Origin of the sequence: Aeromonas sp. 55A (assembly GCF_051919665.1) — a bacterium.
Lineage (GTDB): Bacteria > Pseudomonadota > Gammaproteobacteria > Enterobacterales > Aeromonadaceae > Aeromonas > Aeromonas veronii.
Genome location: NZ_JBQBEH010000008.1, coordinates 3,979,601 through 4,001,151, shown reverse-complemented (window position 1 = coordinate 4,001,151; position 21,551 = coordinate 3,979,601). Strand labels below are relative to the sequence as shown.

Sequence of the window (21,551 nt, the reverse complement as noted above, 5' to 3'; positions counted from 1 at the left end):
GCACGCAAGCCGGACAGTGATCCCTTCACTCGTGTTTCCACCTCCCTGTGTTGTCTACCGGCGGAAAGTTGCGCATCTTAATGAGTTCTGAAAAAAGATTCAAGTGGTTCTGGGTGTTTTTTGTTCTTGGTAGGCTGGCGCTGTCAGGAGGATAAATCGGAGGCAAAAAAATAGCCCAGTCGTTTGACTGGGCTATTCTCGGGGAAAATGGTCGGTGTGAGAGGATTCGAACCTCCGACCCTCTACACCCCATGCAGATGCGCTACCTGGCTGCGCTACACACCGACGGAGTCAGACTCGGCTGACGGGAAGGAAGTCTAATAGCATGACCAAACGGGTGCAACTCCTTTTTTATCATAGAGATGCCGATTGCTTCTTTATTGCTCAGTCGGGATGCGGCTTGGGTCTGACGTGCAGATTTGGCATAATCGCCGCCCTGTCACCGCGAGCTATCATGCCTGCTATCTATGGATTCATCTGACAGGTATGGATAGCTGGAATGTAAAAAGCACAATTGAACAATATAAAGAGGGGATGGGCGTGAAACCATCAGAGGTCCCAGATATACCGAGTCAAACCGAGCAGGACGAACAGTGGATGCGCCATGCCATGACATTGGCCGCCCGGGCCGAAGGGATTGGCGAGATCCCGGTCGGTGCCGTACTGGTGCTGGATGGTCAGGTGGTGGGAGAGGGGTGGAACCGCTCCATCAGCGAACACGATGCCTGTGCCCATGCCGAGGTGATGGCGATCCGGGCGGCGGGCAAGCAGCTGGCGAACTACCGGCTGCTCGACACCACTCTTTATGTGACGCTGGAGCCGTGCTGTATGTGTGCCGGTGCGCTGATCCATAGCCGGGTCAAGCGGGTGGTTTACGGCGCCCGAGATCTCAAGACCGGTGCCGCGGGGTCGGTGTTCGAGATCTTGCAGGACCCGCGCCACAACCACAGTGTCGAGCTGACCGGCGGTGTGCTGGCCGATGCCTGCTCGGCCCAGTTGTCGGCCTTCTTCAAGCGCCGTCGCGCCGAGAAAAAGGCGGCCAAACTGGCGCTGCAACAATCAAACGATACCCTTTCCTGAATCATTCGGGGGCAGCGCAGGCTGCCCTTGCTGATTATCAGCATAAATATCCCTTTATAAACAATATATTACGCTCGCCCGCCTTCGAAGGGATCCCCGCCCATTTTTCCGCTAACAACCTCTGTTAAAGCGTTCTCGATGTAACAAAACTGTCATGCAACCGCCATATAATGCCGCGAAGCCTAGCTTACATTGAGGTCTTGCATGTCATCGGAATCGTTAAACCTGGTCATGGCGGGCAGTAGAAAACGCCGGATCAAGGATAAATTGGCCAAATATGGCGTCACCACAGGCGGAGCCCTGGTACTGGTGGCGCTGCTGCTTATCTTCTTTTATCTGCTGTATGTGGTGAAACCCATCTTCAATGGCGCCTCCATGGAGCCGACAGCCTCGTTTACCCTGCCTGCCGCAGGGAAGACCGCCTGGCTCGGCGTGGAAGAGCAGAACGAGATCGGCTATCGCTTCAGCGATAAAGGGCAGGTCAACTTCTTTGCGGTGCAGGGAGATGACAAGATCAAGGTCGGGCAATCCCTTGGTCATGCTGAGGTCACCGGTGATGTCACTGCGGTGGCGCCACCGTCCCCTGGTCAGAAGCTGATCGCCTACGGTTTCGCCGATGGCAAGGCGCAGGTCGTCCAGCCTGCGTTCAAGGTCTCCTATCCCAACGATGTGCGGGTGATCGAACCCAGTCTGCAATATCCCTTTGGCGAGGAGCCGGTAGTGGTCGATCCGCAGGGCAAAGCGCTCAGTGCCATGGTGTTTGAGGCCACCAAGGACAAGATGGCGACCGCCGCCGTGACCGAAGATGGTCGTGGCGTACTGATGGTGATGAGCGGTGAGGAGAACTTCCTCTCCGGCGAGATTGAGTGGAGCAGTGAGAACTACACCATTCCGTCCCTGCCGCGCCATGTGGATCAGATGCTTTTGACCCCCAATCTGCGGATCCTCTTTGTGCGGGAAGGCAATCGTCTCTCTGTCTATGACATTCATGACCTGAGCAATATATCCGTGCGCAACGTGCTGGAGATCAATGCGCCAGATGCCAACGTGACCCGGGTCGAGCTGCTCTCCGGTGCCTCCTCCCTGCTGGTGGGCAACGACAACGGCATCATCTCCCAGTGGTTTGAAGTGGCAAAAGATGGCAAACGCCAGTTCACTCAGATCCGTGACTTCAAGGGCGATGGCGCGGTGGATCTTCTGACCCCCGAGCACTATCGCAAAGCCTTCATCAGTGCCGACAAGGACGGCATCATCAGCTTCTTCCACGCCACTGGCGAGACCAAGCTGCTGACCGAGACGGTGGAAGGGGGTGAACTCTCTGCTCTGGCCATCTCCCCCCGTCACAACCTGTTGCTGATGCAGCAAGGGGAGACCTTCAAGCTTTTCTCGGTGGAGAACGATCACCCCGAGGTGACCTGGTCGGCCCTGTGGCAAAAGGTATGGTATGAAGGGTATCCGGAGCCCCAGTATGTGTGGCAATCCACCTCCGCCAGCAACGACTTTGAAGCCAAGCTGAGCCTGGTGCCACTGGTATTCGGTACTCTGAAGGCATCTTTCTACGCCATGGTGTTTGCTGTGCCGCTCGGCGTGGCCGGTGCCATCTATACCGCCTACTTCATGTCGGCGGGGCTGCGCAAATACGTCAAGCCGACGGTCGAGATCATGGCGGCGCTGCCGACCGTTATCTTGGGCTTCCTGGCGGGTCTGTGGCTGGCACCCATCATAGAGGGGGCGCTGCCCGGGGTGATCCTGCTGCTGGTGCTGCTGCCGATGGGGATGCTGCTGACTGCGCTTATCTGGAACTATCTGCCGGAGCGAGGCAAGTCCTGGCTGCCGGAGGGGTGGCACGCCATCCTGCTTATTCCAGTGCTGCTGCTGATTGGCTGGGGGGCCTTCGCCCTGAGCCCGCTCATCGAGAATGCCTTTATGCACGGTGATTCGCGCATCTGGCTGACCCACGAAATGGGTATCAAGTTTGACCAGCGCAATTCGCTGGTGGTCGGTATCGCCATGGGCTTTGCGGTCATCCCCACCATCTTCTCCATCGCCGAAGATGCGGTCTTCTCGGTGCCCAAGCATCTGACCCAGGGCTCGCTGGCGTTGGGGGCTACCCCGTGGCAGACCCTGAGCCGGGTGGTGATCCTCACTGCCAGCCCGGGCATCTTCTCGGCGGTGATGATGGGCCTTGGCCGTGCCGTGGGCGAAACCATGATCGTACTGATGGCCACCGGTAACACCCCCATCATGGACTTCTCCATGTTCCAGGGGCTGCGTACTCTGGCCGCCAACATTGCGGTGGAGATGCCGGAGTCGGAAGTGGGCAGCTCCCACTATCGGGTACTGTTCCTCGCGGCCTTCGTCCTGTTTGTGTTCACCTTTATGTTCAACACCCTGGCCGAGTTTGTCCGTCAGCGGTTGCGTGAAAAATACAGCTCGATGTAAGGGGCGGCTCTGTAATGGACAAGGAATCGACAATGGGTAAGTGGTTTAAATCAGGGGCCCCCTGGATCTGGATGACCGGCGGCGCCGTCAGCCTGAGTCTGGTGGCGGTACTGGGTCTGCTGCTGCTGATCGGCTGGCGTGGTCTGGTCTACTTCTGGCCGCACCCAATCTATGAGTGGCAGCTGGAGGACGCCAGTGGCAACAAGAGCGTGTTGATCGGCGAGATCAACGATCGCGAGCTGGTGCCGGTGGAGCGGCTGCGCGCCGCAGGTCTGCCGCTGGAGGGGGAAGAGCGCGAGCTGCTGACCCGCTATCTGGTCAAGACCGGCAACCGTGAGTTCGTCGACCTCGATTTTCGCTGGGTACTGGAGACGGACATCAAGTCCCAGAGCCAGCCAGCCGAGCTGGCCATGGTTGAGCGTGCCACCAACGGTAACTTCTACGGTTACATCGTCGGGGTAAAAGAGGATGGCCGCGAGCTGACTTCGGATCTGCATCCTGCCCTGCAGCGGGTGCTGGCGCGAGCCAATGCCCTCTCCGAACAGGCCAACGATCTGCAAAAAGGGGACATCGGCAGCATCAACTATCAGCTGGAGCGGCTGCGCCTGAAAGAGCGCAAAGCCGAGCTGGAAGAGAAGCTGACCGATCAGCTGAAAGCTCAGCTGGAGCGTGAACGTCAGGCCCTCAACGATCGTTATCTGGTGCTGGAAAAAGAGCTCTTCTCCCTGCGCAGTCAGGCTGACCGGGACAGCATCACCGTCAAGGATATGCGTGGCGAGCTGGTGACCATGCCCATGTCCAGGGTACTGGATGTGGTATGGCCCAACGACATGAGCCTGCTGGCCAAGGTGGGTCACTGGTTCCACCAGATCGGCAAGTTTGTCTCCGACGATCCCCGTGAGGCCAATACCGAGGGCGGGGTGTTCCCGGCTATCTTCGGCACCGTCTTCATGGTGTTCCTGATGGCGATCATCGTCACCCCGCTGGGGGTGGTGGCAGCGGTCTACCTGCACGAGTATGCGGGCAAAAACAGCTTGACCAAGATCATCCGCATCGCGGTGATCAACCTGGCGGGTGTACCCTCCATCGTCTATGGCGTGTTTGGTTTGGGCTTCTTCGTCTACACACTCGGCGGTTCGTTAGACCAGCTGTTCTACCCGGAAGCGCTGCCGAGCCCGACTTTTGGTTCACCCGGCGTGATCTGGTCGGCGCTGACCCTGGCCATCCTGACCCTGCCGGTGGTGATCGTCTCCACCGAAGAGGGGCTGGCGCGGATCCCGAGCACCATCCGTCAGGGCTCGTTGGCACTGGGCGCCACCCAGGCCGAGACCCTGTGGCGCATCGTGCTGCCGATGGCGAGCCCGGCCATCATGACCGGCCTTATTCTGGCGATTGCCCGTGCAGCCGGTGAAGTGGCGCCACTGATGCTGGTGGGGGTGGTGAAACTGGCACCGACCCTGCCGATGGATGGCAACTTCCCGTATCTGCATGTGGAGCGCAAGTTCATGCACCTGGGCTTCCACATCTATGACGTCGGCTTCCAGAGCCCCAACGTCGAGGCGGCCCGCCCGCTGGTCTATGCCACCTCCTTCCTGCTGGTGACGGTGATCGTGGGTCTGAACCTGACCGCTATCGGTATTCGTAACCACTTGCGCGAGAAATTCCGGTCGCTGGAACATTGATAGGCCAGCCACCACAGAGACGGGCAGGGGACAGGGTTCCCTGCCAGCCAAGCGTTCCGGCCGCGGGCGATGAGATTGCCCGCCGCCACCGACAGATTTTGAGGTAACAGATGATCAACGTAACGACCACGTCTACCCAGCACACCGCGCTGGACCTGCTTAACCTGAGCCCGGAGCAGACCGCGCTGGAGGTGAAGGATCTCAACCTGTACTACGGCAGCAAGCAGGCGTTGTTCAACGTCAACATGAAGATCCCCAAAGGGCAGGTGACCGCCTTTATCGGCCCGTCAGGCTGTGGCAAATCGACCCTGCTGCGCTGCATCAACCGGATGAACGATCTGGTGGAGATCTGCCGCATCGAGGGGGAAATCCAGCTGCACGGCCACAACATCTATGACAAGAACGTCGATGTTTCCGCCCTGCGCCGTCAGGTGGGCATGGTGTTCCAGCGTCCGAACCCGTTCCCCAAGTCCATCTACGAGAACGTGGTCTATGGTCTGCGCCTGCAGGGGATCAACGATCGTCGCACTCTGGATGAGGCCGCCGAGCGCTCCCTGCGCGGTGCGGCCTTGTGGGACGAGGTGAAGGATCGTCTGCATGACAACGCCTTCGGTCTCTCCGGTGGTCAGCAGCAGCGTCTGGTGATCGCCCGTGCCATCGCCATCGAGCCGGAAGTGTTGCTGCTCGATGAACCGACCTCGGCGCTCGACCCCATCTCCACCCTCACCATCGAGGAGCTGATCAACGAGCTCAAGAGCCAGTTCACCGTGGTGATCGTGACCCACAACATGCAACAGGCTGCGCGAGTGTCGGATCAGACCGCCTTCATGTATATGGGCGAGCTTATCGAGTACTCGGATACCAACACCATTTTCACCACCCCGGCCAAGAAAAAGACCGAAGATTACATTACCGGTCGTTACGGCTAAGGAGAGGAGAGGATGAATCTCAGCAAACAGATTGGCAGTCGGTTCAACGGCTAAGGCATAATCGGAGCAATCAAGGATTATTTGTATGGACAATATGAACCTCAATAAACACATCTCCGGTCAGTTCAATGCCGAGCTAGAGAGCGTGCGCAACCAGGTGCTGGTGATGGGCGGTCTGGTAGAGCAGCAGCTCACCGACGCCATTGCGGCGATCCACGATCAGGATCTCGATGCGGCGCGCAAGATCGTGGCCAACGACCACAAGGTCAACGCCATGGAAGTGGCGATCGACGAGGAGTGCACCCGCATCATCGCCAAGCGTCAGCCGACTGCCTCCGACCTGCGACTGGTGATGGCCATTATCAAGACCATCACCGATCTGGAGCGCATTGGCGATGTGGCCGACAAGATCGCCCGCATGCTGACCGACAACGCCAACAAGCCGCAGCCGCCGTTGGTGTCGCTGGAGAACATGGGCCGTCGCACCATCAAGATGCTGCACGATGTGCTCGACGCCTTCGCCCGCATGGATCTGGATGCAGCGCTGGCGGTCTACAAGGAAGATGACAAGGTAGACCGCGAGTATGAGTCCATCATCCGCGAGCTGATGACCTATATGATGGAAGATCCCCGCACCATCCCCCAGGTGCTCAACGTGCTGTGGGCGGCGCGGGCCATCGAGCGGGTCGGCGATCGTTGCCAGCACATCTGCGAGTACATCGTCTACTACGTGAAAGGCAAGGATGTGCGCCACACCAAGGCGGACGATCTGGGCACCTTGCTGGGCAAGGGCTAACCGGAAGTGAATAAAAAGGCGCGTGAAGCGCCTTTTTTGTTGCATAACTGGTCGGAGTAAGATAAAGCCCCCAACTGGCTGTTTTCTGATAGAATACTCCCCCTGTGTGAGTCCCGGATGGGCTCACGGTCCGGTCTCCCGGGCCCAGTTTGCCGTCTTGTGCTAAGGCGGGTGTAGCAATAGGTTAATCATGAGTTTTGCCGATAGTTTGTTCTTTTTAATGCTGCTGGTTGGCGGCAGTGTGTTCTTCTCCCTCTCCGAGATCTCTCTCGCCGCGTCTCGCAAAATCAAATTGCAGGTAATGGCGGATGAAGGTAATCGCCAGGCCGAAAAGGTGCTGGCCCTGCAGGCCCAGCCGGGCAACTTTTTCACTGTGGTGCAGATTGGCCTCAATACCGTCGCCATTCTGGGCGGTATCCTGGGTGAGTCTGCCCTCAACCCCGCCATCAAGGGGATTGTCTCCCAGTTCTACCAAGGGCCCTGGCTTGGCGAGATCAGCTCCGGTGCCTCCTTCGTGTTCGTCACCGGCATGTTTATCCTGATCGCCGATCTGATGCCCAAGCGTCTGGCCATGACCATGCCCGAGCAGATTGCCGTGGTGGTGGTGCGCCCCATGCTCTTCTTCGTCACCGTGTTGATGCCGCTGGTGTGGGTCTTCAACGGATTGGCGAACTCCCTGTTCCGTCTGATGCGCGTCTCCACGGTGCGTAACGACGAGATCACCTCCGACGATATCTATGCGGTGATGGATGCCGGTGCCGAGGCGGGGGTTATCCAGCGCGAGGAGCATCAGCTCATCGAGAACGTGTTCGAGTTGCAGTCCCTTGGTGTCACCTCTGCCATGACGGCCCGCGAGAGCCTGATCTATTTCACCCTGCAAGAGAGTGAAGAGAGCATCAAGGCGAAGATCGCCGAACATCCCCACAACAAGTTTCTGGTCTGTGACCACAACCTCGACAGCATCAAGGGCTTTGTCGATGCCAAAGAGCTGCTGATCCGCGTTATCGGTGGCCAGAGCATCGACCTGATCGGTGGCAACCTGGTACAGAACGTCATCATCATCCCCGATACCCTGAACCTCTATGAGGCGATGGAGTACTTCAAGAATCATCGTGGTGACTTTGCCGTGGTGATGAACGAGTACGCGCTGGTGGTGGGGATTGTCACCATGAACGACCTGATGAGCACAGTCATGGGCGAGTGGGCGACCCACGTGGTGGAAGAGCAGATCGTCCAGCGCGACGAGAACTCCTGGCTGGTAGACGGGGTCACCCCCATCTCCGACGTGATGCGCGCCTTCGATATCGAAGAGTTCCCCGAGAACCAGAACTACGAGACCATCGCCGGCTTTATCATGTATATGCTGCGCAAGATCCCCAAGCGTACTGACTCGGTCAAATATGCCGGTTACAAGTTCGAAGTGGTGGATATCGACAGTTACAAGATTGATCAGCTGCTGGTTACCCGGGTCGAACCGGCTGTGGCCGAGAAGCCAGCTCAGGAATCGTAAAAGGAGCGACATAAGAGTCATGAAGATGCAGTCTCATTCCCGTGCGCTGGCCTGTGTCGCGCTCGCCCTGGCACTGGGTGCCTGTAGCCAGAGTGCGCCGCGCAAAGCCACAGTGGCAGCCAAGCCGGTTGCCCCCAAGCCTGCTGTGGTGGTGCCGCAGCCGGATCCCGATGCGGTGGTACAAAGCGGCATGGCAGAGCCGAGCCCGGTCTTTGATGAGCAGTACCACGGCCCGGATCAGGGGTCGCTGGAGTCGGTGACCGCCCTGTTTGCCCGAGGTTACATCGAGTCCGCCATGCGCGAGACCATGCTGGCGGCGGTGCACAACGACTATCCGCTGCTCGGCATGCGGGATGTGCGGTTGACCGATCCGGTCTCCAAATTCCTCACCTCCGAGCATGCGGCCACCACGGCCCATGACTACCTCTATGCGGGTGTGCAACGTCGCCTCGGTCGTCCGCTCAGCCCTGCCCAGTGGGAGCAGATCTGGCGCGGTTTGCCGCAGCAGGGTCGGGTCTCCGACTGGGTCAAACAGATCAAGCGCGTGCTGGCCGGGCGTTAAGCTGCCAGCGGATCAAGATTGTGATGAGGCCACCTTAGGGTGGCCTCTTGCATTTCTGCGTTTGCCTCGCCGTTTGCACGCTGATTTCTGCTGATACTGATTGCCGCCCGTGGCACTTTGTTTTATCTTGCTTTGGCCATCTAAACATCTATATGTTTTTATGGCTGCATAATAAAAGGGCTTCCCAGGATGAAGCGGGACGATCTGCAGCGATTCGATGCGAAACCGCAGATCAACAAAACAAACAGATAAATACGCAAATAAACAACGCACATAACTAAGAGACACGACAGATGGAAACCAGGGAATTGTGGGTGCTGGATGGGGGTATGGGGCGCGAGCTGGCACGGCGGGGTGCACCGTTTCGTCAGCCGGAGTGGTCGGCGCTGGCCCTGATGGAGGCGCCAGAGACGGTGCGCGACGTGCATCAGGCCTATGTGGCGAGCGGAGCCCGGGTCATTACTACCAATAGCTATGCGCTGGTGCCGTTTCATATCGGCGATGAGCGTTTCTTTGCCGACGGGGAGGGGCTGGCAGCGCTGGCCGGACAACTGGCCCGTGAGGTGGCTGACGCGCAGAAGGGCGCCGTGCAGGTGGCGGGTTCTCTGCCACCGCTGTTTGGCTCCTACCGTGCCGACCTGTTCAAGGCGGACCGGGTGAGCGAGCTGGCGATGCCGCTTATTCGGGCGCTATCCCCTTATGTGGATATCTGGCTGGCCGAGACCATGAGCCTGATTGCCGAGCCACTGGCCCTGAAAGCGCTGCTGCCTGATGACGGCAAGCCGTTCTGGGTCTCCTTCACGCTGGAAGATGAGGCGCCGGGCAACGAACCGCGACTGCGTTCCGGCGAGCAGGTGGCTGATGCGGTGACCACGTTAGTGGCGGCCGAGGTCGATGCCATCCTGTTCAACTGCTGTCAGCCCGAGGTGATCGAGGGTGCCCTCGAGGTTGCTCGCGCCCGATTGCAGGCGCTGGGCCGCGCAGACATTCGCCTCGGTGCTTACGCCAACGCCTTCCCGCCGCAACCCAAAGAGGCCACCGCCAACGATGGGCTGGACGAGATCCGCGCCGATCTGGGGCCGCTGGATTATCTCGGCTGGGCCGAGCGCTGGCGCGCGGCCGGTGCGAACTTGATCGGCGGTTGCTGCGGTATCGGCCCCGAGCATATTCAGGCGCTGAGCAGCCGGTTGCGCTAAGGAGCTTTCATGAAAGAGAACAAGATTGGGCTCTGGTCTCTCACCGCGCTGGTGTTCAGCTCCATGGTGGGGGCGGGGATTTTCAGCCTGCCCCAGAATATGGCCGAGGTGGCAGGCGCCCGCGCCGTGCTGATCGGCTGGGGTGTGACGGGTGTGGGCATCCTGGCGCTCGCCATGAGTTTTCTCTATCTGTCGCGACTCAGACCGGATCTCGACGGCGGCATCTACAGCTACGCCCGCGCCGGTTTTGGCGATCTGGTGGGCTTCTTCTCCGCCTGGGGGTACTGGCTCTGCGCCACCATCGGCGTGGTGGGTTATCTGGTCATTGCCTTTGCGGCGCTGGGCAGCTTCGTCGATACGCCGGAGCAGATCTGGTTTGGTGACGGCAATACCCTGGCGGCGTTTGTCGGCGAGTCCTGCATCCTCTGGGCTGTGCACCTGCTGGTGGCCCGCGGCGTGCAGCAGGCGGCGTTGTTCAATCTGGTGGCGACCCTGGCCAAGAGCCTGCCGCTGCTGCTGTTTATTCTGTTTGCCTGCTACTGGTTCGATCCGGTCACCTTCGTGGCGGATCAGCAGGGCAGCACCCTGGCGGTGCCGGTCTCCGAGCAGGTGCGCAACACCATGCTCATCACCCTCTGGGTCTTCACCGGTATCGAGGGGGCAGCGGTGCTGTCGGCCCGCGCTCGAAACCGGCAGGATGTGGGCACTGCCACCGTGCTTGGGGTGGTGCTGGCGCTGCTGCTCTATGTGCTTATCTCGGTGCTGGCGCTGGGGATATTGAGTCGGCCCGAGCTGGCGGCGCTACCCAACCCCTCCATGGCAGGGCTGATGGCCCAGATGACCGGCTCCTGGGGCAAGCTGCTCATCAGCCTCGGTCTTATCGTCTCGGTGCTCGCCTCCTATGTGAGCTGGACCCTCTTCTCGGCCGAGGTGCCGTTCAGCGCGGCCCGCCACGGTGCGTTTCCCGCCATCTTCCGGCGCCAGAACCGCAACGGGACGCCTATCGCCTCGCTCTGGCTCACCAGCCTGACGGTGCAAACATGCCTGCTGCTGGTGTGGCTGCTCGGCAAGGGCTACACCAGTCTGCTGCTTATATCGACCTCGATGATTTTGGTGCCTTACCTGTTGATCGGGCTGTTTTTGCTCAAGCTTTCGTTCAGCAAGGAGGGGGAGAGTGGGCAGGGCAGCGGTCTGATGCGGGCAGTGGCGCTGGTGTCGAGCGGTTACGGCTTCTGGCTGCTCTATGCTGCCGGGGTGGAGTATCTGCTGCTCTCCTTGCTGCTCTACGGGCCGGGTCTGCTGCTGTTTCTCTACAGCCGCCGCCAGCTGGGCGCAGGTCTTTGCCTGAGTGGTCGCGAACGGCTATTGGCCGGCGTGACCTTGCTGAGCCTGATCCCCGCCGTCTGGTCGTTCGCCCATCTCTGATATCGAAGATATGACTGACCATAAAAGAGAGCGCCACTGTGGCGCTCTCTTATTATCAGGGACTGGTTATCAGTGGCTTGCTATCCGGGGCGAAGGCTCAGCTGCTGGCAGGTCCGGCCGGTTTGCCAAACAGCACCGCGAGTTTTTGTCGCCATGGCAGGCCACGGGCGTCACGCAGCATGTCGCGCCACTCATGGAAGGTGAGAGTGAGGGGGTTAAAGCTGTGGATCGGCTTGGTGATGCCGAAGCGGCATGGCTCGGCAGGATCCTCCTCGACAAAGGTGCCGAACAGTCGATCCCAGATAATCAGCACGCCGGCAAAGTTGCGGTCTATGTACTTGGCGTTGCTGGCGTGGTGCACCCTGTGGTGGGAGGGGGTGTTGAAGATCCACTCAAGCCAGCCGAGCTTGCCCACCACCTGAGTGTGGACGAAGAACTGGAAACCCAGACTCAGCAGCACGGTGGCGACCACCGCCTCGGGCGGGAAGCCGATGACAATCATCGGGATCCAGAACAGCCACATGCCGGAGATTGGATACATCAGGCTCTGGCGAAAAGCGGTGGAGAGATTGAGCCGCTCCGAACTGTGATGTACCACGTGGGAAGCCCACAGCCAGCGCACATGGTGGCTGGTGAAGTGGAACAGCCAGTAGCAGAGATCCTGCAACAGGAACAGCAGTAGCACACTCCAGAGATTCAGCTCGATATCGAACAGTCGCCAGCCCCAGAGGGTGTCATACAGATAAGCAATGGCGATGGCCGCCAGGGCATCGCCCCCTTGGTGCATCAGGGCCAGCGTGGCGTTGGCGAACAGATCCCGCCACTGGTAGGTGGCGGTGGGAAAGGCCGAGCCATGTTTGCGCAGGTAGAGCATCTCCCAGCCGATAAAGGCCAGAAAAATCGGGGAGAGGTAGAGCAAAAGCAGTTGCACATCCATATGCGGCCATCCATTCAGAGCAATTGCTCTCCAGCATAAAGGATGGTTTTAATATTTCATTAACATTTTTCAGCCAACGAAGAGATGGCATGAAATATGGCGCGCCAGCAGAGGAAGGCGCAGTGGATGGCTATGCTTGATGCAGGCTTTTTCAGGAGGTGCTGGCTTATGCGCGTCTGGTGTTGCTTGTTGTTGGGGTTGTGCATGATGGCGCACGCCAAGACCCGGGTCGAGATCCTGGCGGATGCCGCCTATCCCCCCTACTCCTGGCAGGAAGGGGAGGAGGTCAGGGGGATCTATGCTGACATCATCCGCGAGGTGACCTCTGCCATGCCTGACTATGAGGTGGTGCTCAAGCCCATGCCGTGGCGGCGCGGTCTGAGCATGGTGGAACAGGGGGCCGCCTTCGCCATCTTTCCACCCTACTACATGCCCGATACCCGCCCTTATATGTGGCCCTACTCCCAGCCGATGCTGGATGAAGAGCTGGTGGTGATGTGCGGCGCCAGTGTGGCGGCCAATACCCCGCAGGCCAGATTTCCGCTCGACTATCATGGTTTACGCTTTGGCATGAACGCCGGTTTTGCCGTCGGCGGCGATGCCTTTTGGCTGGCGGTAAAAGAGAAGCAGATCGACGTGGAGGAGGTGAAAAGCAATCGGGAGAACCTGCTCAAGATTGTTCGCGGCCGGGTCGATTGCACCATCAATGATCGCCTCTCCCTGCTCTATGAGTTGCTCAACATGATAAAGGCCGATCAGCTGGCGGTGGCCGATATGTCCCTGCTCAAACAGGGGCCGGTGCTCAGCAAGGAGCAGGGGTTTCTCGGCTACAGCCGCAAGGGAGAGTATCCCTACAAACAGGCCTTTATCGACCAGTTTGACAAGGAGCTCTATCAGCTCAAAAAACGTGACGGAGTGAAAGTGATCGTGGAGCGCTATCTGGGAAAGTCCCCGCGCTGAGCCGATGAGAGGGGCACTCGGGTTCAGCTGGGTTAAGCCTGCTCAGCGTGACGCACAAGAAGAGGGACCTTGCGGTCCCTCTTCGTTTATCCAGCAGAGCGTGTTGGCTACAGTACCTGACTCAGGAACTGGCGCAGGCGTGGGGAGGGGGGATTGTCGAAGAAATCGGCCGGTTTTTCATCCACCAGCAGTTCGCCACTCTCCATAAAAAGCACCCGATCCGCTACCTCACGGGCAAAGCCCATCTCGTGGGTCACCACCACCATGGTCATCCCCTCACGAGCCAGCCCCTTCATCACATCCAGCACTTCCCCCACCATCTCGGGGTCGAGCGCACTGGTGGGCTCGTCAAACAGCATGATGCGTGGCTGCATGGCGAGCGCCCGGGCGATGGCCACCCGCTGTTGCTGACCGCCGGAGAGTTGGGAGGGATAGCTGGCCGCTTTCACCGACAGCCCCACTTTCAGCAGCAGCGCCTTGGCTCTGTCTTCGGCCTCACGGCGCGACAGGCCACGCACCTTCTGAGGGGCGAGGCAGATATTATCCAGCACCGTCAGGTGGGGAAAGAGGTTGAAGGACTGGAACACCATACCTACCTCTTCCCGCAGCTTGTTGACATCGCCCGGCTCGGTCAGGCAGATGCCGTCGACCACGATATTGCCGTCGTTGATGGTCTCCAGCTGGTTGAGGGTGCGCAGGAAGGTGGATTTGCCCGAGCCGCTGGGGCCGACGATCACCACCACTTCCCCTTCGGCCACCTCGGTGCTGACATTTTTCAGGGCGTGCACTTCGCTACCGTAGAACTTCTCTACGCCGGTCGCTTTGATGATGGGATCAGTTGCTTTTCGCATATTTCACCTCGAGACGGCGTACCAGGAAGGAGAGGGTGCCGGTCAGCACCAGATAGAGCAGGGCGACGGTAAACCACACCTCGAAGGGACTGAAGGTGGAGCTCACCACCTCGCGACCCGCCTTGGTCAGGTCGGTGATGGAGATGACCGAGACCAGCGAGGAGTCCTTGATCAGGTTGATGAATTGGCCTGCCAGCGGTGGCAGTACCCGCTTGAACGCCTGCGGCAGAATGACATAGCGCATGGTCTGGGCGGAGGTCATACCCAGGCTGCGGCCAGCCTCCATCTGCCCCTTGTGGATGGAGCTGATACCGGCGCGGACGATCTCCGCCACATAGGCCCCGGTAAAGACGGCCAGCGCGGCGACCCCGGCGGTGAAGCGGTCGAGGTTCAGCACGGTGCCGATAAAGAAGTAGACGATGAAGATCTGCACCAGCAGCGGCGTGCCGCGGATGAGCTCAACGTAGGTGACCGCCAGATTGCGCAGGGCCGGATTGGGGGAGAGGCGGGCCAGTCCGGCCAGGGTGCCGAGCAGGATGGCGAAGATGCCTGCTACCAGCGAGAGCTTGACGGTGACCCAGACGCCCCATGCGATGGGGCCTGCGGTCCAGCTTAGTTGGGTGTCGAGGGTATCGCCACGAAAAACGGTATCCCCTTCGGCGACTTGTACGCCGGTGCTGGCGATGGCTTGCCGCACATTGGGGTCGAGATCGTCTTGCAGGAACAGCTTGCCCTTCTCGGCCTCGCTGGTGCCCGCCATCACGGTGCCGTCAAATTCGGCGACATTCTTCTGCTCCGCCTGATAGGCGATGTATTGGGGAATGCGTTCCCAGCGCCAGGTGTAATCCACTGACTGGACAGCCTTGTAGATGCCGAATACGGCAACCAGCAGCATCAGCAGGAAAACCCCATGCCAGAGCAGCTGATTGGGCTGTTTTTCCATCTGTCTTGTCGGTTTGGGTGTGTGCACAGTCACAACCTCTTCTCGTTATTGTGTGGGGAGCTGCGTGGTGCAGGGGCGGCATGTGCCGCCCCCCGGAGGTTATTTGAGCTGATTCAGCCAGGCGTTGGATTCGAACCACTTCTTGTAGAGACGGTCGTAGCTGCCATCGCCCTTGATCTGGCGCAGGTAGTTGTTGAACCAGTTGAGGGTGTCCTGATCCCCTTTGCGGATGGCCCAGGCCAGCGGCTCGAAGGTGAACGGCTTGTCGAGGTGTACTACGGCGCCCTGATTCTGGGAGGCAAAAATAGCGTTGTAGGGCAGGTCATAGACGAACGCATCGACCTTGCCGTTGATCACTTCCAGCTTGGCGTCATCCTGGGTTTCAAACTGCAGCAGGGTAGCTTTGGGGATCAGGCGCTTGACTGCCTGCTCGCCGGTGGTACCGAGCTTGACCGCGATCTTGTATTTCGGGTCGTTGAGGTCGGTGAAGGATTTGATTTCGCCCGCCTTCTCTTTGCGCAGGACTATGGTCTGGCCGACCACGATGTAGGGATCGGCGAAGTTGACCCGCAGGTTGCGCTGGGGAGTGACGGTCATGCCGCCCATGATGACGTCGAACTTGTTGGTCAGCAGCGCCGGAATGATGCCATCCCAGGCGGTGTTGACGAACTCGACCTTCACGCCCATCTCTTTGGCGACCATCTTGGCGAGATCCACGTCAAAGCCGATGTATTGGCCCTGCTTGTTGGTCATCTCGAAGGGTTGATAGCCGGCATCGAAACCGACTCGCAGCACGCCGCGTTCGAGCACGGCATCCAGGGTGGAGGTAGGGGCTGGGGTCGGGGCCGCCGTGGCGATCCCGCAAAACAGCAGGGTAGAAAGAATCAGTTTTTTGATCATAAGTGACGTCTCTGTCGGTGGTGTGTTCGGCCTTGAACCTGATCCCGTGCGACTCCGTGGCACAAGAGACTGCTGCATCCGGCAACAGGCAAGACAGGATGAATGTCTTGAGCGGGACAAAAGCCCCATATGAGATGCTATGAATAGTGGTTGAGTGAAAAATGTACCAAAAACAGATTGTGTCAGAAGACTCAACAGGTTAGAGACATTTATTGCTCATGGCTTCATTCATAAAATCACACGAAAACAACATATCTATCTAATGGGGTGGGTTCAAGCCCAAATTATCCCCAAGACATTTTGTTACAAACTCAGGGCGCCGCTTGCGACTCTTATTGAGTTATTGGGCTCCGTAAGAGGCTTTTTGTGGGGCTGATACGAATACGCATTGGTGGGATATCACACGCATTGCTCTGTTTGTCAGCAAACGAACGGGCTTTATTGTGAAAACCATCAAGTCGCACTGGGTCTTGGCAAACGCTTCTCATATACTCAGTTACCCTCTCTGCATGGCTTTGGTATGGACGCCTCACTACTGCTTAAGCTGGATATTTTTACCTTGATGATCATGGCCTTGTGCGGCTATTGTCTCGGTTTCCTCACTCTCACCATCATTCGCGTTACCCACAACGATATTCCCGGCGTCGGGGTCTGGTGGTGGTCCAGTCTGTTTGCCATGCTGGGTCAGGCGGGATTTGCCAGTCTGCTGCTGACACCCACCCCCTATGGCTCCTGGGTGGGCAATGTCTTCCTGATTTTTCATGTGTCGTTATTGCTGGTCGCCCAACGCTGTTTCTTCCGTCAATCGCCGGGCTGGCCTGCCTGCTGGGGATTCATCCTGCTGTTTGCCGCCGTCATGACCTGGTCGGTCGCCATCGATGGCCGGATTGCGGTACGGGTGATGATAAGCAGCGCCACCTTCATCGTGCTCAGTACGCTCATCATCTGGCAGCTCTGGCGTCATGGTCGACCCGATTATCAGGTGGCGGTATGGGTGCTGATTGGCCTCAATCTGGTGCTGATTGCCATGACCCTGATGCGGATTTTTACCGTGTGGGGCGAGGTGATCGAAAGCCCGTTCCAGCGTCAGCTGTTCAACGTGTTGCCCTATGTCTCCATGCTGGTGGGTAGCTCCATGCTCACCTTCGGGGTGCTGCTGCTCTGCAACCAGCACCGGGCGCTGGAGCTGCGCTATCAGGCCAGTCATGATCCGTTGACCGGCTTGTTCAATCGCCGTGGTTTTATGGAGCGTCTGGCCCGGGGACGCCCTGCACAGCAGGGGGCGCTGGCGGTGCTCGATCTGGATGACTTCAAGCAGATCAACGATCGGCATGGTCATGAGGTGGGGGATCGGGTGCTGGAGCGGGTCGGGTTGGCACTGCGCGAGCTGGAAGGAGTATTGGCCAGTCGCTTTGGGGGCGAGGAGTTTGTGCTGCTATTTCGCCATGCCACCGCAGAAGAGGCGATCGCCCGGTGCCAGTCACTGCGGGTTCAGCTTGCGGCCAGCGAGGTGGAGGGGATCCATATCACCGTCAGCATGGGTGTTGCTCACTGGCAGGGGGAGTGGCACTTTGACAGCCTGTTCAGCCGTGCGGATGACGCTCTCTATCGGGCTAAGCGGGAAGGAAAGAACCGGGTCTGTCAGGCTGCCTGATGCCGGAATAGGTTCAGGAATAACAGCAGGGCGCGGTGATCCGCGCCCTGTTTGTTTCTGCTTGCCGGATATAGCTCGTCAGCTGCCGTCCATTACTCTGACGGAGCTTGAGCTGTTCTCGGTGCCTGCGCCTTGAGGAAGGGGAGCAGCAGCAGGGCCGAGACGCCTGCCGCCACCGAGATCACCACGAAGAAGCCGTTCCAGTGCCAGATCTCCATCACCTTGGCCAGCGGATAGCCTGACAGCGCCGCCCCCATGTAGGCAAAGAGACCAACAAAGCCGGTGGCCGCCCCCGCCGAGTTTTTGTGGGAGCACTCCGCCGCTGCCATGCCGATCAGCATCTGCGGGCCAAACACGAAAAAGCCGATGGTAAAGAAGCAGGCCGCCTGCATCACATAGCTGAAGAAGGGCATCAGCCAGAGCGACCCCACCGCCAGCAGGATCCCCACCGCAAAGATGAGGTTCATCGGGCCACGGTTGCCGTTGAACAGCTTGTCCGATCCCCAGCCCGCCACCAGCGCACCGATAAAGCCCCCCACCTCGAACATGGAGATGGCCGAGTTGGCGCTCATCAGATTGAAGCCGCGCTGCTCGGTCATATAGAGATTGCCCCAGTCATTGATGGCGGTGCGCACCACATAGACCAGTACGTAACAGCAGGCGAGCAGCCAGATATAGGGGTTGCCCAGCACATATTTGCGCAGGATCTGGCGGTGGGAGAGCCCCGCATCCTGGGTCTGCTGGGCCAGCTCCATGGCATCCTTGCGCCACTCGCCCACCGTTGGCAATCCCATGGCGCTCGGGGTATCCCGCAGTCGCCAGCAGAGGAACAATCCCGCGATGATGGCGATAAGGCCGGGCACTATCATGCCGTAGCGCCAGCCATGCTGCAGGGCGATGGTGCTGACGATAAGAGGGATGAGCGCGCCGCCGACGTTGTGGGCGGTGTTCCAGGCCGACCACCAGACCCCGCGTTCGGTGCGCGAATACCAGCTGGTGAGCAGCTTGGAGCAGGGGGGCCAGCCCCAGCCCTGGAAGAAGGCGTTGGCGACCCAGAGGGCGGCAAACATCCAGAGTGCCGACGAGAGGCCGAACAGTATGTTGATAACGCCGGTGGCTATCAGTCCGACACCCATAAAGTAGCGCGGGTTGGCGCGGTCACTGATGATGCCGGAGAAGAACTTGGAGCAGCCGTAGGTGATGTAGAACAGGGTCCAGAGCATGCCGATATCGGACTTGTCCAGCATGCCGCTCGCCAGCATGTCCGGCATGGCGAAGTTGAAGCTCTTGCGGGTGAAGTAGAAGACCGCATAGCCCAGATACATGGTCAGCAGCAGGTGCAGCCGCCAGTGGCGATAGGTGGCATCGATCTCGGCCTGATCCCGGATAAGGGGCCGGGGCGGCGCGCTTCTCATAAAACTCAGCACAGGCAGGCCCTCTGGTGGTGATTAGCCATGACTCTCTTCCCGTCTGCGACTGGGCAGATTGACCGTCAGCTGGGTGCCGTGGATGCAGGAGAGTTGCAGACTGCCCCCTAGGGCCTGTACCCGCTCGCGAATGCCGAGCAGGCCATAGCCCTGCTGCGGGCGGCTTTCCGGCAGACCGCGGCCATCATCTTCCAGCACCAGTTGCAACTGCTCGCCGCTGGCCCGGGCGCGAATGGTGACCGAGTGGGCGTTGGCATGTTTGACCACGTTGTTGAGCCCCTCCTGACAGACCCGAAACAGGGTGACCCGCTGGGCATCGGAGAGATCGCCATCTGCCAGTTGCCATTCCAGACGGGTGACGATGCCGTGACGCTCCAGCTCCAGCTCCCGCAGCAGTGCCCGTACCGCCTGTTCAAGAGTCATGTCGTCGAGCTGGCGCGGGCGCAGCCGCCCGAGCAGACCGCGCACCGCGTCATAGATCCCGAGCGATAGCGTGTCGATCAGGGCACTGCTCTGGCCCACCCCGGCATTATCGGGGGCGAGGCGGCGCACGATCCCTGCCTGGGTTCGAATTGCTGTGATGGTCTGGCCGATGTCGTCGTGCAGCTCGCGCGCCACCTCCTTGCGGATGCTCTCCTCGGTCTCCAGCAGCCGCTCGGTGAGCTGGCGATTGTGGGCGAGCTGGCGGGTCAGCGCCTGATTGAGTTCCCGCTGGCGCTGGATCCCGGCACCCAGCAGCAGGCCGGTGAGGCTCTGGGCCAGCAGGGAGAGCAGCAGATCCAGCGGGTGATCATGCCAGGCCTGACTGGCCAGCAGGGCGATGGTGTTCATCAGGGTGGCGAGCAGCGCCCCTTGCCAGCCGTAGCGCCACGCCATGGCGATGATGGGGATGGCCAGACAAAACGGGGTGAAGCGTACCAGCGAGTTGGGCAATCCCAGTTGCAGCCAGAGGCTCAATACGAACAGCAGCAGATACCAGACCAGATGGCGAAAGCGCCACTCCACCGGTTGATCCACCAGCGCAGGCCCCAGCGGCACCCAGGTGGCGCGGGTGAGGTAGTGCCAGATCAGCATACAGGTGGAGGTCAGCGTCAGCCCGCCGGTCAGGCTGAGCAGCAGGGCCGAGAGGCCATCTTCCCCGGCCAGATGCCAGAGCAGGGCTTGCAGCAGCGCCGCCGCCGTGACGGTGGCGAGCAGCAGCAACAGTTGCTGCCAGTCGTTGCGCACCTGCCGGTGACGGGCAATCAGCAGCGGTAGCAGGGTCAGCAGACTGCCCGCGACCAGCCAAGGCCAGTGGGGCAGCCCCACTTCCAGATTGAGCCAGTAGAGCAGCAGCCCTTCGCACAGCAACAGCGGCGGCCAGTAGTGGCCGGGACTTTGCAGCAGCAACCCGAGGCGCAGGCCGAAGGGGAACAGCAGCACCGCCAGCGCTGGGCCACCCGCCAGATGCAGGCTGATGCTCCAGAGGCAAAACCAGCCGGCGGCAAAGATGAAGCAGGCCGCCAGCGCGATGGCGACATAGCTGGCAAGACGGGAGATCACCAGCTATCCAGCATGCGGTGGGCCAGCTCGACGTTGTTGCTGACCTTGAGCTTGTCCATCAGGTTGGCGCGATGGACGTGAACCGTCTTGGGGGAGAGTCCAAGCTGCTCGGCGATGGCTTTCACCTCCAGCCCCTGTGCCAGCAACTGGGCAATCTCCCGCTCCCGATTGGTGAGGGGATCCCGGCTGCTGCTGGCCAGTTTCTGGGCGATGTCCGGCGTCAGATAACACCCCCCCTGTGCGGCGGTGCGCACGGCGGCGATCAGCTCGTCCGGACTGCAGCGCTTGGAGAGAAATCCCTTGGCACCGGTCTGCAGTGCCTGCTCGATGAGGGCGGGGCTGTCGTGTACCGAGAGCATCACCACCGCGAGACCGGAGGGGAGCTGCTTGAGCAGATCCAGCCCCGATTGGTCGGGCATCGAGATGTCGCAGACGCAGACCCGCGCCCCGCTGCCGGGCAGGCCGGCAAGGGCATCGCTGGCGGAGCCGAATTCGGCGACCACCTGCAGGTCGGGCTCCAGATTGAGCAGTTGGGCAAAACCGGATCGGACGATCTGGTGATCGTCGATAAGGGCAATTTTTATCATGATGTCAGCCTGAAATTCGGTGCGTCATGACCATGACGCGGCCAACAAGATACCTGCCCCCCGAGTCAGGCTCAAGCAGCAGCAGGAAAAGGGGCTAAAAACCGGGGGGCAAGGTGCGCAAAGCTTGA

18 protein-coding genes and 1 tRNA gene are annotated in these 21,551 nt (G+C 59.8%); 11 read left to right on the top strand and 8 right to left on the bottom strand.

Translation table 11 applies throughout. The features are described 5' to 3' along the window. Nucleotides 1–208: 208 nt before the first annotated feature. A tRNA-Pro gene (locus tag ACTG2G_RS22335) sits at nt 209–285 on the bottom strand. A 249-nt stretch (nt 286–534) separates the two neighbouring features. Here ACTG2G_RS22335 and tadA point away from each other — a divergent pair. The 9 genes from tadA (at nt 535) to ACTG2G_RS22290 (ending at nt 11,622) form a co-directional block, all read left to right on the top strand. Further along, nucleotides 535–1,080, top strand: coding sequence for a tRNA adenosine(34) deaminase TadA (tadA, locus tag ACTG2G_RS22330; protein ID WP_371878947.1), 546 nt, complete (start codon nt 535–537; stop codon nt 1,078–1,080). A gap of 204 nt (nt 1,081–1,284) precedes the next feature. After that, nucleotides 1,285–3,522 (top strand): phosphate ABC transporter permease, encoded by a 2,238-nt coding sequence (locus ACTG2G_RS22325; protein WP_421386011.1) that lies wholly within the window; start codon nt 1,285–1,287, stop codon nt 3,520–3,522. 32 nt (nt 3,523–3,554) lie between these two features. Continuing rightward, nucleotides 3,555–5,204: a phosphate ABC transporter permease PstA gene (gene pstA / locus ACTG2G_RS22320; RefSeq protein WP_421386010.1), complete on the top strand. Its 1,650-nt coding sequence runs from the start codon at nt 3,555–3,557 to the stop codon at nt 5,202–5,204. Nucleotides 5,205–5,314: 110 nt separating this feature from the next. Continuing rightward, nucleotides 5,315–6,133, top strand: coding sequence for a phosphate ABC transporter ATP-binding protein PstB (gene pstB, locus ACTG2G_RS22315; protein WP_421386009.1), 819 nt, complete (start codon nt 5,315–5,317; stop codon nt 6,131–6,133). Between the two features lie 85 nt (nt 6,134–6,218). After that, the gene (gene phoU, locus ACTG2G_RS22310; RefSeq protein ID WP_005334097.1) at nt 6,219–6,929 is read left to right on the top strand and encodes a phosphate signaling complex protein PhoU; all 711 of its coding nucleotides are present in this window, start codon (nt 6,219–6,221) and stop codon (nt 6,927–6,929) included. 190 nt (nt 6,930–7,119) lie between these two features. Further along, complete coding sequence (locus ACTG2G_RS22305) at nt 7,120–8,439, top strand: hemolysin family protein (protein WP_005334094.1); 1,320 nt, start codon at nt 7,120–7,122, stop codon at nt 8,437–8,439. Nucleotides 8,440–8,458: 19 nt separating this feature from the next. Beyond that, the gene (locus ACTG2G_RS22300) at nt 8,459–9,001 is read left to right on the top strand and encodes a hypothetical protein (RefSeq protein WP_069555291.1); all 543 of its coding nucleotides are present in this window, start codon (nt 8,459–8,461) and stop codon (nt 8,999–9,001) included. A 293-nt stretch (nt 9,002–9,294) separates the two neighbouring features. Continuing rightward, on the top strand, nt 9,295–10,197 hold the full coding sequence (locus ACTG2G_RS22295) for a homocysteine S-methyltransferase family protein (RefSeq protein ID WP_421386008.1): 903 nt from the start codon (nt 9,295–9,297) through the stop codon (nt 10,195–10,197). A 9-nt stretch (nt 10,198–10,206) separates the two neighbouring features. Next, the gene (locus ACTG2G_RS22290; protein ID WP_201955785.1) at nt 10,207–11,622 is read left to right on the top strand and encodes a basic amino acid/polyamine antiporter; all 1,416 of its coding nucleotides are present in this window, start codon (nt 10,207–10,209) and stop codon (nt 11,620–11,622) included. A 97-nt stretch (nt 11,623–11,719) separates the two neighbouring features. Here the strand turns inward: ACTG2G_RS22290 and ACTG2G_RS22285 are convergent, their stop codons facing one another. Further along, entirely contained in the window at nt 11,720–12,559 is an 840-nt protein-coding gene (locus tag ACTG2G_RS22285; RefSeq protein ID WP_252656781.1) for a sterol desaturase family protein, read from the bottom strand. Between the two features lie 168 nt (nt 12,560–12,727). Between ACTG2G_RS22285 and ACTG2G_RS22280 the strand changes: the two genes are divergently transcribed. After that, complete coding sequence (locus ACTG2G_RS22280; RefSeq protein ID WP_042053220.1) at nt 12,728–13,519, top strand: substrate-binding periplasmic protein; 792 nt, start codon at nt 12,728–12,730, stop codon at nt 13,517–13,519. Nucleotides 13,520–13,626: 107 nt separating this feature from the next. Here the strand turns inward: ACTG2G_RS22280 and ACTG2G_RS22275 are convergent, their stop codons facing one another. From ACTG2G_RS22275 to ACTG2G_RS22265, 3 genes are all read right to left on the bottom strand, one after another. Then, nucleotides 13,627–14,370: an amino acid ABC transporter ATP-binding protein gene (locus tag ACTG2G_RS22275; protein ID WP_158113263.1), complete on the bottom strand. Its 744-nt coding sequence runs from the start codon at nt 14,368–14,370 to the stop codon at nt 13,627–13,629. Beyond that, on the bottom strand, nt 14,354–15,313 hold the full coding sequence (locus tag ACTG2G_RS22270) for an amino acid ABC transporter permease (protein ID WP_041235028.1): 960 nt from the start codon (nt 15,311–15,313) through the stop codon (nt 14,354–14,356). The genes ACTG2G_RS22275 and ACTG2G_RS22270 overlap by 17 nt, the downstream gene beginning before the upstream one ends. Before the next feature lie 99 nt (nt 15,314–15,412). After that, nucleotides 15,413–16,213 carry a transporter substrate-binding domain-containing protein gene (locus ACTG2G_RS22265; protein ID WP_005334079.1) on the bottom strand — a complete coding sequence of 267 codons (801 nt, stop codon included), beginning with the start codon at nt 16,211–16,213 and terminating at the stop codon, nt 15,413–15,415. 520 nt (nt 16,214–16,733) lie between these two features. On the opposite strand from ACTG2G_RS22265, the gene ACTG2G_RS22260 reads away from it, so the two are divergent. Further along, the gene (locus tag ACTG2G_RS22260; RefSeq protein ID WP_204382967.1) at nt 16,734–17,867 is read left to right on the top strand and encodes a GGDEF domain-containing protein; all 1,134 of its coding nucleotides are present in this window, start codon (nt 16,734–16,736) and stop codon (nt 17,865–17,867) included. 92 nt (nt 17,868–17,959) lie between these two features. Here ACTG2G_RS22260 and ACTG2G_RS22255 read toward each other — a convergent pair whose 3' ends face one another. The 3 genes from ACTG2G_RS22255 to uhpA are packed head-to-tail and all read right to left on the bottom strand — an operon-like array spanning nt 17,960 to nt 21,423. Next, nucleotides 17,960–19,294, bottom strand: a complete 1,335-nt coding sequence (locus tag ACTG2G_RS22255; RefSeq protein WP_204382968.1) for an MFS transporter — start codon at nt 19,292–19,294, stop codon at nt 17,960–17,962. A 21-nt stretch (nt 19,295–19,315) separates the two neighbouring features. Further along, complete coding sequence (uhpB, locus tag ACTG2G_RS22250) at nt 19,316–20,836, bottom strand: signal transduction histidine-protein kinase/phosphatase UhpB (protein ID WP_421386007.1); 1,521 nt, start codon at nt 20,834–20,836, stop codon at nt 19,316–19,318. Next, nucleotides 20,833–21,423, bottom strand: coding sequence for a transcriptional regulator UhpA (gene uhpA / locus ACTG2G_RS22245; RefSeq protein ID WP_005334071.1), 591 nt, complete (start codon nt 21,421–21,423; stop codon nt 20,833–20,835). The genes uhpB and uhpA overlap by 4 nt, the downstream gene beginning before the upstream one ends. Nucleotides 21,424–21,551: the final 128 nt, after the last annotated feature.